Consider the following 15458-nt stretch of genomic DNA (forward strand, 5'->3'; position numbering starts at 1 on the left):
AACTAAACTTTATAAAAGTCAATCACTTACTTTTAGTAATCAGTAAAGAAAGCACAGTGCCATTTCTCCACTATGCTTTACATTAACTTTCTATTTTTATATTCATCTAACTTCCTCTCCGCGAACTTTCTCGCATCTTTCTCAATCCATCTATCTTCGTACAATTCGCTTCCAACATACAATACTTCTCTCTTATGCTGCATCGCATGACGAAACTCATGCAGTAGTGTTTTGAGCACTTGCTCATACTCTTCCCACATACAAACAAAAATTAATTGTTTTTCTTTATGGTAAAAACCACCTACTGGGAATAAGAATTCCTCTTCTTCTTCTCCTAATGATAGAAGCACATAATTCGCATCACACGTATCACAAAAAATAACTGGCGTTTTACATACTTCAATCAGTGAAAACAAATCATCTCTAAGCCTTTTGACATCCCAAGGAAGCTCCGAATCCAACACATACCAATTCTCAACTTGTTGATATACATTTTGAAACTGGAGTTCCATTTTTCTATAATCCCCTTCCCAAACTCCCTTTTCCTATATGTATGCCACAATATGTAAAATATTAAACCTACTCTTTCCTCTTTCAAAAAATGACAATAAAAAAAGAATCTATGTCAGCATAGATTCTTTTTACGTAATCACTTTTTTTTCATCACTTTTTTTAATACAAAGTAACCAATTGCACAAACAATAGCTGCAAGTGCAAAGTATTTCACATATGGCCCAGCTACTTTATTAATACTTTCCCACTCTGTTCCTAATTTAAAACCTAAATATACAAATACAATTGACCATGGAATAACAGCTAGTGTAGTTAGCGTAATAAACTTAGCATGTGACATTTTCGCAATACCCGCTGGTATCGAAATAGCATGACGTACAACAGGAATAAAACGTGCTGTAAAAATAACGCCAGTTCCGTAACGATTAAACCAATCTTCAGCATAATCAATATGTTTCTTTTGAATTAAAATATATTTTCCATATCGTTCAAGGACGGGTCTTCCTCCGTACCGACCGATCCAATAAATGAATAGTTGTGCAATTACACCACCAATTGTACCGAACGCGACAGCGCCCCAAAACGTAATGCTTCCTGTTGATACTAAATAACCTGCATAAGACAATACGATTTCACTCGGAATAACCTCTAACATCAATCCAAGCATAATTCCCCAATAACCAAGTCCTTCTAGAAAAACTAAAACGGAATGAATCAACTCTCCTAACATCATGTACCTCTCTTTACTGTTTTCATTGCAAAAAATAAAAGTACAAGCAGTAAATATCTTGTACTTTTATTTTTTTTAAATTAGTTATTCTTCGTATCCCACTTAAAGATTTTATTTAAAAATTTATATACATTCTTTGACTCTTTCGTCAGAAGTGGACCTAAGATGGATAGTATAAGCACGTATAGTGCCGAGAATGGTTTCAAGACTGACATTAAACCACCAGCGATGCCGATATTGGCCATAATGATGGAGAATTCTCCTCTTGAAACAATTGTTAATCCAATATTTGTTGACGCTTTATGAGATAATCCAGCTTGTCGCCCTGCAATCATTCCTGCAACAAAGTTTCCGATGATTGTAAGAAGGACAGCACCTAACGTTAGCCATATCGCTCCGCCCAATGAGAACGGATCAATACTTAATCCAAAACTGAAGAAGAAAATAGCTCCGAAAAAGTCTCTAAATGGAACAACGAGATGTTCAATTCTGTCACTATGCTCTGTCTCAGAGAAAACTAATCCTAAAAATGGAAGCAGATTCCGTGGTGGGCCAGCATATTACATGGAAAAAGGATTAAACAAACGCTGGATGGGTGTTTGGTTTTCACTGCTTATCACAGTTGCGTACGGATTAATTTTCAATTCTGTACAAGCAAATACAGTAACAATAGCGTTTGAAAATGCTTTTGGACTAGAGCGAACGATCGTAGGAGCTCTATTAGCTTTATTAGTTGCAGTTATTATTTTTGGTGGTATCAAGAGCATTTCACGTATTACAGAAATGATTGTCCCTCCAATGGCGATCATTTATATCGGTGTGGCTATTTTTGTCGTAATTAACAACTTCAATATGTTACCAAGCATTTTTACAGAAATATTTAACAGCGCATTCGGTTTAGACCAAGCTATCGCTGGTGGTATTGGAGCAGCAATCAAATTCGGAATTCAGCGCGGTTTATTCGCGACAGAAGCAGGTATGGGTAGCTCTCCTAACGCAGCAGCAACATCAGATGTATCTCACCCTGTAAAACAAGGACTTGTTCAAGCGTTAGGTGTTTTCGTAGATACATTCTTAGTATGTACATCAACAGCGTTTATCGTATTATGTTCTGGACTTTACAAAGGATCGAATTTAGAAGGTATTGAATTAACACAACGAGCATTAAGTTCACAAATTGGACCGTGGGCAAGCACTTTCTTAGCGATTATTATTTTCCTATTCGCTTTCAGTTCTTTACTAGGAAACTACTATTATGGTGAAACAAATATCGCATTCATTAAAGAAAGCAAAACATGGTTACTGATTTATCGTGTTGCAGTTGTCGGAATGGTGTTCTTCGGATCTATTGCTGCCCTTCAAACAGTTTGGAGTTTAGCTGATTTCTTTATGGGACTAATGGTATTCACAAACTTAATTGCTATCTCATTCCTTAGCAAGTTCGCCTACGCAGCATTAGTAGACTATATTAAACAAAAGAAACAAGGAAAAGATCCTGTCTTCGTTGCAAGTTCTATCCCTGGCTTACAGAATACAGAGTGCTGGGATGGACAAGATGTAGAAGAAAAACAGAAGGCTGTATAATAATTAAAAGCGGAGGTGATTTGCTCAGAACTGGAGGGCATTGGAGCTCCTGACGAAGAGGTGCTTTTTGCCTCACAGGAAGGCGCGAAATGACCGACTGTTCTAGTCACCGGAGCTGGATATAATTAAAAGCAAAAGCGGCTCGTTTAGAACAAGAGCTATATATCAAACAAAATCCCTATTACTCCACAGTAATAGGGATTTTTATTTATAACAGTTCATAATTTGTTCAAATTAATTCCAGCAAAAGGGTTGATTTATACAAATTACTAGATTATAATGATTATAAATTAGTAATTGATATAACATAACAACTCAAAAGGAGATTGATCATAATGAACAAACAAGTAATCGAAGTATTAAACAAACAAGTAGCAGACTGGAGCGTTTTATTCACAAAACTACACAACTTCCATTGGTACGTAAAAGGACCTCAATTCTTCACATTACATGAGAAATTCGAAGAACTATACACAGAATCAGCTACTCACATCGATGAAATTGCAGAACGTATTTTAGCAATTGGCGGCAAACCAGTAGCAACAATGAAAGAATACTTAGAACTATCTTCTATTCAAGAAGCAGCATATGGAGAAACTGCAGAAGGAATGGTTGAAGCAATCATGAAAGACTACGAAATGATGCTAGTCGAACTGAAAAAAGGCATGGAAATCGCTCAAAACTCTGATGACGAAATGACATCTGACCTACTACTAGGCATCTACACAGAACTAGAAAAACACGCTTGGATGCTACGCGCGTTCTTGAATCAATAATATATTTAAAAGCGGAAGCGGCTTGCTCAGAATCGCAGGACATTGGAGCTCTCGAACTTGAAGCGCTTTTTGCTTCGAGCGAGAGAGCGAAATGACCGGAGATTCTAGCCGCTAGAGCTGGATATTATTAAATGCGAAGGTGACTTGCTCAGAACAGGAGGGTGTTGGAACTCCTGATTACGAGGCGCTTTTTGCCTCGAATGAAGGAGTGAAACAACCGACTGTTCTAGCCGCTGGAGCTGGATATCATTTAAAAGCGGAAGCGGCTCGTTTAGAGTCGCTTTTTTCTATGGGGTTGTCGCACGTGCTGGTACATGAAATTATACCAACGATTTTTCAAATATATTGACGATAACTCAAAATATATCAACGATTTTTTCATTATATCGACTTACCGACAAAACACGACAATATTAGCACCCCTTTCCCCTACTTTCATCAATATATTACAATCCCTTTTATGTTAAAATATAGGTAACACCCTTTAGTAAAATAGATCCAAAAAAAGCTTTTCCATATTCATCATTTACTACTTAAATGGCGGGAGTGGTTCAGTTGAAAGACTACTTAATTAGAGCATTTTTTGCGTTAATAACAGTTGGGATTCTCTTACTTATAGCTAATATTTTCAATATACGTGTCGAGGTTAAAGACTATGCTTTCCTCGTTGTTGTAGCAATTGGTGGCGGCTGGGGTGGCTGGTACCTGTATAAAAAACAAAGTAAAAATAACAATAAAGGCATTCCGAAATAATATGGAATGCCTTTATTCTATATTACATAATTAAGCTTACACCACTAATAAAAGCAGTTCCCAAAAACATCATAAAAACCCATATTCTATGGTAAATAAAAAGAATTCATTTTGAATATAGAAATAATCCAAAATCTTGCATAACAGAGGTATGACCCATTTGCCGCAACATTGTGGCTATATTCCCACGGTGATATGCTCCGTGGGTGACAACGTGTAGTATTGTTTCAGAAACCGTCGTATCCAGGTGGCCAGCATATGGATTATCAACCTCAAATACTTTTTCATAATCTTGTTGACTACTTAAAAGTTCTTTATATCGTTTAGATAACTCATAAAAACTAGTTTCCATTTCCTCAATATTTTTTGTTTCCAGCTGTTCTTTCAATTGGTCTGTGTATACCATTGCATCACTCATGCTTTTACCAGAAATAATCTCAAACCAGGCTAAATCTGTGAGGTATATGTGAGACATTACTTTTGCCACCGAAGAAAAACCACTCTTAACTTCCTTATGAAAAATGTCTTGCGGTAGTTCTTTTAAGCGATTTAAAATAACTTCATTTGCCCATAAGTGGTAGTTATACATTTTTAATACAGAACAATCCATGCTCATTTCTCCTCCAATTTTCCTTTTAATGATTAGATTATGATACATAGCTGATTAAAAATTCCCAAAGGATTACATCTATAAAATTTATTCTGATTTGGATAAAAAAAAACCTCTATTGACTTCATAAAAACATTCGCTATCTTCCACAATCCGACCCTTTAACGGAATAATTCTATGTCACTCAATAATTCCTTACTCGCCTTTTATTCAGATGTTCTTTTTTTAAGTCATCAAAATATCCCTCCATCGACTTCACATCTCACTATCAATATATTTAACCAAATTAAAAACACATGCCTTTTCAAGATAAAATGACATGTGTTTCCAAAAATCTCTATAAAATTGTATTATGATAGCTGCTTCCACTTCGTTCCTAAAACAGGACGCTCGTAATTTTGGATCTCATGAATTAGTTTATCTGCCGTCTCAGCTGAAACGATCAAATCTTTATTCGATGGGTTCATAAACCCTTCTTGTGCTGCGCGTTCCACCATTTGCAGGATTGGTCCATAAAAATCTTTAATGTTTAATAAACCAACCGGTTTATTATGTATACCAATTTGTGACCAACATACAACTTCAAATAGCTCTTCAAACGTTCCATATCCGCCTGGCAGTGCAATAAAAGCATCCGCAAGCTCTGCCATTTTCGCTTTGCGCTCATGCATCGTTTCTACTTCGATTAGTTCTGTTAACCCTGTATGTACAATTTCTCCTCGGAATAGACCGCGCGGCATAACACCTGTTACACGCCCGCCTAAACGAAGAACTTCATTTGCTACTTCTCCCATTAATCCAACGCATGAACCACCGTATACAAGCTCATAATCGTTCTCAACAAACATTTTCCCTAACGCTATTGCCTGCTCTTTAAATTCTGGTCTCTCCCCTAAGTTAGAACCTGCAAACACACAAATCTTTCTCATTCCTACACCCCGAAACTATATATTGTTATGATACAATGAACATTGTACAACATATTGAAGGGATGAGGAAGAAATGGATATCGTCGCATTTCAAAGATGGGTGGAGGAATTTTACGAAAAGCGAAGCTGGTCACAATATAATGCCTTTATTCGCTTAAATTTCTTAACTGAGGAAGTTGGGGAAGTTTCACGTGTTGTTCGCGCCATTGAAATTGGCCGTGATCGCCCTGATGAGGAAGTGAAAACAGAAGAAGAGCTAAAACAGGAACTAAAAGAAGAACTTGGTGATGTACTATCTAACCTTATTATTCTTTCAAAAAAATATGATTTAGATTTACAAGACATTATGGAGGCTCACGTCACAAAGCTTTCGAAAAGGTTCGAGACATCAAAATGAGAATATTATCAATTATGGTATAATATTCTTGTCACATTACTAAGGGGGATTTTATGTTATCTAAAAAATTGCACGACGCATTAAACGATCAAATGAACTTTGAATTTTACTCTGCCCACGCTTATATGGCAATGGCTGCTTACTGTACATCTGAGAGCTATGATGGATTCGCTAACTTTTTCCTTGTACAAGCTGAAGAAGAACGTTTCCACGCAATGAAGCTTTACAACTACATTAATGACCGCGGTGAGCGCGCTATTATTACTGGATTTGATAATCCGAATAACGTATATGAATCTGTACTGAACGCTTTTGAAGTAGCACTTGAGCACGAGCGCGAAGTAACGAAGCGTATTTACAACTTATCTGATATCGCTTGGGATGAGCGTGAGCACGCAACAATTACCTTCTTAAAATGGTTCGTTGATGAGCAAGTTGAAGAAGAAGCTTCATTCGATAGCATCATCCAAAAATTAAAACGTATTACAAGCGATTCAAACGCACTATTTATGCTAGATGCTGAATTAGAGAAACGTACATTTACACCTCCAGCTGAGTAGTATTCCAATCACCTTAATGAATGTATTAAGGTGATTTTTTATTTTCTCTTTAGCTTAAAATCACCTTAAATTTCCTCGTATTTGACATAGTGCCAACTATAAAATGGTATTATTTTCAATATAAAATAATATAAAAGGAGAGAAAAAATGAATCAACGTGTAGAAGTTGTTGATGCAATGCGTGGTTTTGCTTTATTTGGTATTTTACTTGTTAATATAACATTAATTCAATTCGGGTTCTTCGCTAATGAAAAACCATCCTATATATTTGGCGGACTCGATAAAGGTGCTAATTGGTTTATTCAATTTTTTGGCACACAAAATTTCATTTCTTTATTCTCTTTTTTATTTGGTCTTAGCATTATTTTGTTACAAAAAAGCATTGTCGCAAAAGGGAAAAAGTTTTCCCCTACATATTTACGTCGTATTCTTATTCTTTTACTACTAGGTTTTATTCACGGCGTGCTCATTTGGTCCGGGGATATTTTATTCTCATATGGCCTCATCGGGATTTTCTTAATGATGTTTATAAACAGAAAGCCAAAAACATTATTAATTTGGGCAACTATTCTACTCGCACTCCTTACACTTATGACTTATTCAAATGACCCAAATACAAATGTTACTGATTTTGCTCCTTATATTGAAAAAGAACATAAAGTTCATGAGACTGGAAGCTATATGGATCATGTCAACTTTAGGTTAACTGAAAATCCTTTCGAATATATAGGCATTGACGGTTTCTTCGGATTAACCTTTATAACACTTTTCACACTCATTTTCCTATCTCCACTCTTCTTAATCGGTATGTACGTAGGAAAAAAAGAATGGTTATTTGAGATTGATAAGCATATCTCTGCTGTCAAAAAGGTCTGGCTTCTTACTGGTATTTTCTCTTTTACAATCAAAACTTCAGCTATGTTCGTTAAACATCCTATTTTACTTATGTTACAAGACGGCCTTACACCAGTAACCATGACCTTCTTTTACGGAAGCACAATTATTTTATTATTCCATTACAAAAAAGTAACCCGTCTACTAACATATATGGCCAATATGGGAAAAATGTCGGTTAGTAATTACTTAGCCCAGTCTATTATCACAACAACAATTTTTTACGCATACGGCTTTGGCTTATTCGGTAAAATAGGATATTTCTTCGGTATTCTTTTAACGATTGGAATCTATACAATTCAATTATTTGTTAGCACATATTGGCTGCGAAAATATCGAATAGGTCCTGTTGAGTATATATGGAGGCTTGGAACTTATTTGGAGAAACCACAATTTAAAAGAGACTTAGATAGAGCAAGTTAAATAAAAAAGCAATGAGCCTACGCTCATTGCTTTTCTTAATTTATTAAAGCATAACCCCAACGATAATCGCTGATAATATACTTACTAACGTTGCACCGTATACAAGTTTTAATCCGAATGAAGATACAACGTTTGCTTGTTTGCCATCGATACTCTTCGTTGCACCTGCGATAATTCCGATTGATGAGAAGTTCGCAAATGATACAAGGAAGATAGATAAAATACCTACTGTACGAGTTGATAAATCACCAGCTACTTTTCCAAGATCAAGCATTGCAACGAATTCGTTCGTTACTAATTTCGTTGCCATAATTTGTCCTGCTTGTAGCATCTCTGATGTTGGAATACCCATTACGAATGCTAATGGTGAGAAGACATATCCTAAAATGCTTTGGAATGTGATTCCGAAAATTGAATCGAATACACCGTTAATTGCTGTAATTAATGCTACAAAACCGATTAACATCGCCGCTACTGTTACAGCGATAGAGAAACCAAGCATAATATATTCGCCTAACATTTCAAAGAATGTTTGTTTCTTATCTTCTTGTAATTCTAAAATATCGTCTTCTTCTTTTACTTCATATGGATTAATGATATGAACGATAATGAATCCACTGAATAAGTTTAGTACAAGTGCTGTTACTACATATTTTGGATCAATCATTTTCATATAAGAACCGACGATTGACATCGATACTGTTGACATAGAAGATGCACAAAGTGTGTATAAACGATTTTTCGGTAATTTGCTTAGTTGATCTTTTACTGTAATGAATACTTCCCCTTGACCAACGATTGCAGCTGCTACTGCATTATATGATTCTAGTTTTCCTAAGCCGTTAATTTTACTTAATAGGAAACCAACTGCACGAATGATAATCGGTAATACTTTAATGTGTTGTAAAATCCCAATTAGTACTGCTAAGAAAATAATTGGTAATAATACTGTTAAGAAGAATGGTGCTTGTCCATCATTTGCTAAACCACCAAATACGAAATTAACCCCTGCTTCCGCAAATTTTAAAATAGCGCCAAACCCATCTGCAATCCCTTTTACTAATACAAATCCGACCTTTGTATTTAGTAAGAAATACGCAAGTACCAATTGAATGACAAGCATAAGTGCAATTGGTTTATATTTAATTTTCTTACGATCTGAACTGATAAGGAACCCTAGTACAAATACTACAAGTAAACCGACTAGAAACATTACGATCTTCATATGTGAATCCTCCACTTCTCCCACGAGTTATTGGTCGTATAACGTATAACGAATGACGTCTGACCATTGTTGTTAAAAAAATTTAAAACCCCTAAATACTATTCAACTGTTAACTAAAATCAGTAAGCGTTTACATAAATTGCAATTTATAAAAGGTAGTCTCTTCTCTCCTACCATACTTGAAAGTCTGAAATTGATACCACCTACAAATCAAATTGTAAGCGTTATCTAACCGAAATGCAATATAAATTTTAAAAGATTTTTATATGTTAATATATTCCTAACTAATTGGTTTTTTCATGCAAATTTACCATGAAAAAATAGCCCTAGCTACGAGCTAGGACCACCCTTTTTATAACATAACACCAACGATAATCGCTGATAAAAGACTTACTAATGTCGCACCGTACACAAGGCGTAGACCGAATGATGATACAACATTTGATTGATTTTCATCGATACCTTTCGTTGCACCTGCGATAATTCCGATTGATGAGAAGTTCGCAAATGATACAAGGAATACAGAAAGAATACCAACTGTACGAGCTGATAAATCACCAGCTACTTTTCCAAGATCCAGCATCGCAACAAACTCATTTGATACTAATTTTGTTGCCATAATTTGTCCCGCTGTTACCATCTCTGCTTGCGGGATACCCATTACGAATGCTAATGGTGAGAAAATGTATCCTAAAATAGCTTGGAATGTAATACCGAACATGGAATCAAACAAACTATTGATTGCTGTAATTAACGCTACGAAACCAAGTAACATTGCCGCTACTGTGATTGCAATCGTGAAACCAAGCATAATATATTCACTTAGCATTTCAAAGAATGACTGTTTTTTCTTATTTTCTAATTTCAGTGTATCTTCTTCTTCTGTAATATCGTACGGGTTAATAATATGAATAATAATGAAACCACTAAATAAATTTAATACAAGTGCTGTTACTACATATTTCGGTTCGATCATTTTCATATAAGAACCTACGATTGACATTGATACTGTCGACATGGAAGATGCACATAATGTATATAAACGATGTTTTGGGATTTTACTTAATTGATCTTTTACTGTAATAAATACTTCCGCTTGCCCAACAATGGCAGCTGCTACTGCGTTATATGATTCTAGTTTTCCTAGACCATTTACTTTACTTAGCGCAGTACCAATAGCACGAATAAATATCGGTAAAATTTTAAAGTGTTGCAGAATTCCGATTAAAACGGCAAAGAATACGATTGGTAATAACGCTGTTAAGAAGAATGAAACCTCTCCTTTATTAACAAGACCGCCAAATACGAAAACGATTCCAGCTTCCGCATATCCAAGAAGCGCGCCAAATCCATCTGAAATTCCTTTTACTAAAATATAACCAACTTGCGTGTTTAATAAGAAATAACTTAACGCTAGCTGAATAACAAGCATAATTACGATTGGTTTATACTTAATCTTCTTTCGATCGGCACTTATAAGAAAACCGAGTACAAATACAACGAGCAATCCTACAAGAAACATAACAAACTTCATTAATAAAATCCTCCATTTAACTCTTCATTAACGTTGAACGTCTGACCACTTGAAATAAGAGATAATCCGAACTTTCCATTTCTCTTCTAAAACCTTCAATCGGATAGGAAAGATCATAAAACCTCTTGTTTCAAAGGCATTTTCCATTCTAACATAAATCACAACTCATATCCGCACTTTTCTTAAAAAAATTACATTTTATTATAAAATGTTCATGAATGTTCGTCTTTTACATTATATAGCGAAACTTTAATCAGTATCATCCCCACTGATTATTAGCCCGTATCAATCGAGAGTTTTACTGTTCACAAATAGCAGGATAAAACAAAAAAATGAGCATCAAGTTTCACTTGATGCTCACCTCATTATACTGCTTTTTCTTTATCAACTACTGCTGGCTTATCCCAGCACTCTGTATTGTTCAAACCTGGAATAGACTCCGCATAGAATACTGGATCTTTTCCTTGTTTCTTTTGCTTAACGTAATCTGATAATGCCGCAAAAGCATACTTAGAAAGGAATACGATCGCAACTAAGTTAATAACAGCCATAATCCCCATAAATAAATCTGCTAAATCCCAAACGATTTGAATTGTTGCTACAGATCCTAACATAACCATACCAAGTACAGCAATGCGGTATGCATTTAACAACACTTTACTTCCATTTAAGAATTCAATATTCGTTTCACCATAGTAGTAGTTACCTACTAATGAACTAAATGCAAACAAGAAGATTGCCACTGCTACAAATATAGAAGCCCATGGGCCGATATGTTGGCTTAACGCCTGCTGCGTTAATTGAATACCATTTAAATCAGCTGCATTATGCACATCCGATAAAAGAATAATAAATGCTGTACAACTACAAATTAATAATGTATCTGTAAATACCCCTAAAGTTTGAATGAAACCTTGTTTAACTGGGTGCGTTACGTTTGCAGTCGCAGCTGCGTTCGGCGCACTACCCATACCTGCTTCATTTGAGAATAATCCGCGTTTTACCCCCAGTAAAATCGCAGCTCCTAATCCCCCACCTACTACTTCTTTAATTCCAAATGCATGTAAGAAAATTTCTTTAAATACATATGGAATTGCCGTAATGTTTGTTACAACAACGAATAATGCCACTGCTACATATATAATTGCCATTACTGGAACAATCATTTCAACCGCACGTGCAATACGTTTTACTCCGCCGAAGATAATGATTGCAAGTAAACCAGCCATAAACAGACCTACAAATTTACCGTCTGTGTTAAATGCTCCATCAAAAGCCGCCGCTACTGTATTTGATTGCACGGCGTTGAAAATTAATCCGAAACTAACTGTTATTAGAACAGAGAAGACAACTCCTAGCCAGCGTTTCTTTAATCCCTTTTCCATATAATACGCTGGGCCACCACGGAACGCATTCCCATCTTTTACTTTATAAATTTGCGCTAATGTGCTCTCTACAAATGCAGAAGCACCCCCAATTACCGCGATTAACCACATCCAAAATACTGCTCCTGGTCCACCCGCTGAGATTGCGATAGCTACACCAGCTAAGTTACCAGTACCTACACGAGAGGCTGTACTCATACAAAAAGCTTGGAACGATGATACACCGTTCTTCTCTTTTTGAGCTTTCCTCGTTTTCGAACTTGCCCCATCCCCAAGCAATCGAATCATTTCACCGAAGTAACGAATTTGGACAAATTTCACACGAAACGAAAAGTAAAGTCCTAACCCAATTAACATCGCAATGATTATATATGACCAAAGAACATTATTTATATCCCCAATTATATTAGTTAAAAAATCCATAATTGCATTGCCCCCCTCTTCTTCACAATAAGAAAATTATATTCTAAAAACTTTTAGTAATCAAGAACTTTATGTTAGGTTTTATAACATGAGTACGTTAAACTTCTTAACATATGTGTTTTGTTACATGAAAATATAGCCATTACGTGCATTTATCCAATACTCAATCACTTATCCTATTCGACCAGCTATACTTTTAAAACAGTAGGTTCCCCACAAATAACGAGAGGAACAAACAAAAGAAGTTATATTAATATTTACCTCTCACCCTGTTCATCATTTACTGCAACAAAAAAGACGAGCATCGAATTCACCTCGATGCTCGCCTTTTCATTTACACTGCTTTTTCTTTATCCGTTACCGCTGGCTTGTCCCAACACTCTGTATTTGTTAAACCAGGTATAGAATCTGCACTGAAGACTGGATCTTTCCCTTGTTTCTTTTGCCTTACATAGTCCGCCAAAGCAGCATATGCAAATCGGCCAAGAAGTGTAATCGCAATTAAGTTTGTGATTACCATTAGTCCCATAAATAAATCCGCCATATTCCATACAACTTGAAGCGTCGCAACAGAACCGAATAATACCATTCCCACTACCGCAATACGGTAAATCGTTAACCAAGTTTTACTTTGTTTAATAAATTCAATATTCGTTTCACCATAATAATAGTTTCCTAATAAAGAACTGAAAGCGAATAGGAAAATAATAATCGCCAAGAAGCTACTTGCCCACGAACCAATTTGTGAACTTAACGCAACTTGCGTTAATTCAATACCTTCTAAATTTGTTGCTTTATATGCACCAGAACATAGTACGATAAATGCTGTTGATGTACATACTAAAAATGTATCCACTAACACTCCAATTGTTTGAATAAATCCTTGTTTCGCTGGATGTGTTACATCCGCTGTTGCTGCCGCATTCGGTGCACTACCCATACCTGCTTCATTCGCAAATAATCCACGCTGAATACCATATTTCATCGCAGCACCAATACCGCCACCTACAGCTGAATCTAAACCGAATGCACCTTTAAAGATTTCTGTAAACATGTCCGGTATTAAATAATAATTTTTAATAACAACGAAAACTGCTACTGCAATATAAATAAGCGCCATTGGCGGAACGATCATTTCAGACATACGCGCGATACTTTTCACGCCACCAAAAATAATAACCGCAACTAATACTGCTAATACAATCCCAACAACGTAACGCTCAATACCAAAAGCGTTTTTAAATGCTAATGTCACTGTATTTGCTTGTACGGAGTTGAAAATCAATCCGTAACTAATTGTAATAAGGATAGAGAACCAAATTCCCATCCAACGTTTATTTAAACCTTTTTCCATATAATAAGCAGGACCACCACGGAAGCCACTGCCATCTTTTATTTTATAAATTTGTGCAAGCGTACTTTCCACGAAACTTGAAGATGCTCCGACAATCGCAATAACCCACATCCAAAATACCGCTCCAGGTCCTCCCATAGAAATAGCTAACGCTACACCGGCTAAGTTCCCGATTCCAATACGAGCTGCTGAACTCATACAGAACGCTTGGAAAGAAGATACACTACCTTTTTTACGCGTCTTTCCAGTTAATCCATCACTCATTAGTCGAACCATTTCCCCTAAATGAGTAATTTGTACGAATTTCAATTTAATAGAAAAATAAAGACCTAAACCAATTAACATTGCAATAAGAATATATGACCAAAGAATTGTATTCGTTGATGAAACAAATTGCTCTAAAATATTCATACAATTAACCCCCTCCTTTTCTCCATAAAACGAATTATATTTAAAAAACATTTAAAAATCAACATTTTTCGACAATTTGCAATTTCCAAATATTAGACAAACACGAAGTAACAATAGCTTTATGACTCTCCTCCCTCTAACTGTGCATACTAAAACAAAAAGTAAATCTACAAACTACCCCATTGACAAAAATACCAACCTGTAACTATAATGATTACATCAGGTTGTAACAAACCTTATTACAACAAATTCATTTACTTTCAGATATACACTTTAACAAAACACTTTGGAGGGATTTATTATGAAAATCGGAATCATCGGAGCAACTGGTAAAGCAGGAAGTCGTATTTTAAAAGAAGCATTAGATCGCGGACATGAAGTAACTGCAATCGTAAGAAACGCTGCAAAAATTACAGAAGAAAATGTAAAAGTTTTAGAGAAAGATGTATTCGATCTTACATCTAACGACCTACAGGCATTCGACGTAGTTGTAAATGCATTTGGCGCTCCAGCAGGAGAAGAACATCTTCACGTAGATGCAGGAAACGTACTAATTGAAGCTATGAAAGGTGCACCTAACACAAAATTACTTGTAGTTGGCGGCGCTGGAAGCTTGTTTGTAGACGAAGAGAAAACAACGCGTGTATTTGATACGCCAGGTTTCCCAAATGAATACCTTGCAACAGCTCAAAACCAAGGTAAAAACTTAGAAATTCTGCAACAAACAAACGATATTACTTGGACATTCATCAGCCCTTCTGCACTATTTGCATTAGGAAAACGTACTGGTTCTTATACAGCCGGCAAAGACAACCTTCTTGTTAATGCAAAAGGTGATAGCTACGTAAGTTACGAAGACTTCGCAGTTGCAGCACTTGATGAAATCGAAAATCCAAAACACGTAAACGAACGCTTCACGGTAGTTTCTGAAGCTGAGTAATAAAAAAAGCTCGTAAA

Annotated in this window: 14 protein-coding genes and 2 pseudogenes; 7 read left to right on the top strand and 9 right to left on the bottom strand. The window is 35.9% G+C overall.

What is annotated here, in order from left to right:
* Nucleotides 1-77: 77 nt before the first annotated feature.
* The 3 genes and pseudogenes from J0835_RS24910 to J0835_RS24920 form a co-directional block, all read right to left on the bottom strand.
* Nucleotides 78-512: a DUF3920 family protein gene (locus J0835_RS24910; protein ID WP_087982963.1), complete on the bottom strand. Its 435-nt coding sequence runs from the start codon at nt 510-512 to the stop codon at nt 78-80.
* A gap of 137 nt (nt 513-649) precedes the next feature.
* A complete protein-coding gene (locus J0835_RS24915) occupies nt 650-1243 on the bottom strand; it encodes a DedA family protein (protein ID WP_000900216.1) in 594 nt (197 codons plus the stop codon).
* An 80-nt stretch (nt 1244-1323) separates the two neighbouring features.
* A pseudogene (locus J0835_RS24920) lies at nt 1324-1770 on the bottom strand (cation:proton antiporter); the annotation flags it as partial.
* On the opposite strand from J0835_RS24920, the pseudogene J0835_RS24925 reads away from it, so the two are divergent.
* From J0835_RS24925 to J0835_RS24935, 3 genes and pseudogenes are all read left to right on the top strand, one after another.
* Nucleotides 1769-2827, top strand: a pseudogene (locus J0835_RS24925) (alanine/glycine:cation symporter family protein); the annotation flags it as partial. The pseudogenes J0835_RS24920 and J0835_RS24925 overlap by 2 nt on opposite strands.
* Nucleotides 2828-3162: 335 nt before the next feature.
* The gene (locus J0835_RS24930; protein WP_001041897.1) at nt 3163-3603 is read left to right on the top strand and encodes a Dps family protein; all 441 of its coding nucleotides are present in this window, start codon (nt 3163-3165) and stop codon (nt 3601-3603) included.
* Nucleotides 3604-4158: 555 nt separating this feature from the next.
* A complete protein-coding gene (locus tag J0835_RS24935; RefSeq protein ID WP_087982969.1) occupies nt 4159-4356 on the top strand; it encodes a hypothetical protein in 198 nt (65 codons plus the stop codon).
* A 106-nt stretch (nt 4357-4462) separates the two neighbouring features.
* Here J0835_RS24935 and J0835_RS24940 read toward each other — a convergent pair whose 3' ends face one another.
* Nucleotides 4463-4966, bottom strand: coding sequence for a DinB family protein (locus tag J0835_RS24940; protein ID WP_087982971.1), 504 nt, complete (start codon nt 4964-4966; stop codon nt 4463-4465).
* Nucleotides 4967-5316: 350 nt separating this feature from the next.
* Nucleotides 5317-5880 carry a TIGR00730 family Rossman fold protein gene (locus J0835_RS24945; RefSeq protein ID WP_176373390.1) on the bottom strand — a complete coding sequence of 188 codons (564 nt, stop codon included), beginning with the start codon at nt 5878-5880 and terminating at the stop codon, nt 5317-5319.
* 88 nt (nt 5881-5968) lie between these two features.
* Here J0835_RS24945 and J0835_RS24950 point away from each other — a divergent pair, with 88 nt between their 5' ends.
* The 3 genes from J0835_RS24950 (at nt 5969) to J0835_RS24960 (ending at nt 8169) form a co-directional block, all read left to right on the top strand.
* Nucleotides 5969-6292 carry a MazG nucleotide pyrophosphohydrolase domain-containing protein gene (locus tag J0835_RS24950; protein ID WP_087982975.1) on the top strand — a complete coding sequence of 108 codons (324 nt, stop codon included), beginning with the start codon at nt 5969-5971 and terminating at the stop codon, nt 6290-6292.
* 53 nt (nt 6293-6345) lie between these two features.
* A complete protein-coding gene (locus tag J0835_RS24955; protein ID WP_087982977.1) occupies nt 6346-6852 on the top strand; it encodes a ferritin in 507 nt (168 codons plus the stop codon).
* 147 nt (nt 6853-6999) lie between these two features.
* On the top strand, nt 7000-8169 hold the full coding sequence (locus J0835_RS24960) for a DUF418 domain-containing protein (protein WP_087982979.1): 1170 nt from the start codon (nt 7000-7002) through the stop codon (nt 8167-8169).
* Between the two features lie 43 nt (nt 8170-8212).
* Here J0835_RS24960 and J0835_RS24965 read toward each other — a convergent pair whose 3' ends face one another.
* The 4 genes from J0835_RS24965 to J0835_RS24980 all read right to left on the bottom strand — a co-directional run bounded on the left by J0835_RS24965 (nt 8213) and on the right by J0835_RS24980 (nt 14501).
* Nucleotides 8213-9394: a NupC/NupG family nucleoside CNT transporter gene (locus J0835_RS24965; RefSeq protein WP_061678975.1), complete on the bottom strand. Its 1182-nt coding sequence runs from the start codon at nt 9392-9394 to the stop codon at nt 8213-8215.
* A gap of 352 nt (nt 9395-9746) precedes the next feature.
* Complete coding sequence (locus J0835_RS24970; RefSeq protein ID WP_087982981.1) at nt 9747-10928, bottom strand: NupC/NupG family nucleoside CNT transporter; 1182 nt, start codon at nt 10926-10928, stop codon at nt 9747-9749.
* A 365-nt stretch (nt 10929-11293) separates the two neighbouring features.
* Entirely contained in the window at nt 11294-12736 is a 1443-nt protein-coding gene (locus tag J0835_RS24975) for an alanine/glycine:cation symporter family protein (RefSeq protein WP_087982983.1), read from the bottom strand.
* 334 nt (nt 12737-13070) lie between these two features.
* Nucleotides 13071-14501: an alanine/glycine:cation symporter family protein gene (locus J0835_RS24980; protein WP_087982985.1), complete on the bottom strand. Its 1431-nt coding sequence runs from the start codon at nt 14499-14501 to the stop codon at nt 13071-13073.
* A gap of 301 nt (nt 14502-14802) precedes the next feature.
* On the opposite strand from J0835_RS24980, the gene J0835_RS24985 reads away from it, so the two are divergent.
* A complete protein-coding gene (locus J0835_RS24985; RefSeq protein ID WP_087982987.1) occupies nt 14803-15441 on the top strand; it encodes an NAD(P)-dependent oxidoreductase in 639 nt (212 codons plus the stop codon).
* Nucleotides 15442-15458 lie beyond the last annotated feature (17 nt).

The sequence above is a fragment of the Bacillus cereus group sp. Sample62 genome, from assembly GCF_036851315.1.
GTDB classification, from domain to species: Bacteria; Bacillota; Bacilli; order Bacillales; family Bacillaceae_G; genus Bacillus_A; species Bacillus_A wiedmannii.

Excerpts from the sequence above, each read along its gene's own strand:
- J0835_RS24965 (WP_061678975.1), bottom strand. The coding sequence starts at position 9,394 with ATGAAGATCGTAATGTTTCTAGTCGGTTTACTTGTAGTATTTGTACTA.
- J0835_RS24950 (WP_087982975.1), top strand. The coding sequence starts at position 5,969 with ATGGATATCGTCGCATTTCAAAGATGGGTGGAGGAATTTTACGAAAAG.
- J0835_RS24930 (WP_001041897.1), top strand. The coding sequence starts at position 3,163 with ATGAACAAACAAGTAATCGAAGTATTAAACAAACAAGTAGCAGACTGG.
- J0835_RS24955 (WP_087982977.1), top strand. The coding sequence starts at position 6,346 with ATGTTATCTAAAAAATTGCACGACGCATTAAACGATCAAATGAACTTT.
- J0835_RS24985 (WP_087982987.1), top strand. The coding sequence starts at position 14,803 with ATGAAAATCGGAATCATCGGAGCAACTGGTAAAGCAGGAAGTCGTATT.
- J0835_RS24910 (WP_087982963.1), bottom strand. The coding sequence starts at position 512 with ATGGAACTCCAGTTTCAAAATGTATATCAACAAGTTGAGAATTGGTAT.
- J0835_RS24915 (WP_000900216.1), bottom strand. The coding sequence starts at position 1,243 with ATGTTAGGAGAGTTGATTCATTCCGTTTTAGTTTTTCTAGAAGGACTT.
- J0835_RS24970 (WP_087982981.1), bottom strand. The coding sequence starts at position 10,928 with ATGAAGTTTGTTATGTTTCTTGTAGGATTGCTCGTTGTATTTGTACTC.
- J0835_RS24960 (WP_087982979.1), top strand. The coding sequence starts at position 7,000 with ATGAATCAACGTGTAGAAGTTGTTGATGCAATGCGTGGTTTTGCTTTA.
- J0835_RS24980 (WP_087982985.1), bottom strand. The coding sequence starts at position 14,501 with ATGAATATTTTAGAGCAATTTGTTTCATCAACGAATACAATTCTTTGG.
- J0835_RS24940 (WP_087982971.1), bottom strand. The coding sequence starts at position 4,966 with ATGGATTGTTCTGTATTAAAAATGTATAACTACCACTTATGGGCAAAT.
- J0835_RS24975 (WP_087982983.1), bottom strand. The coding sequence starts at position 12,736 with ATGGATTTTTTAACTAATATAATTGGGGATATAAATAATGTTCTTTGG.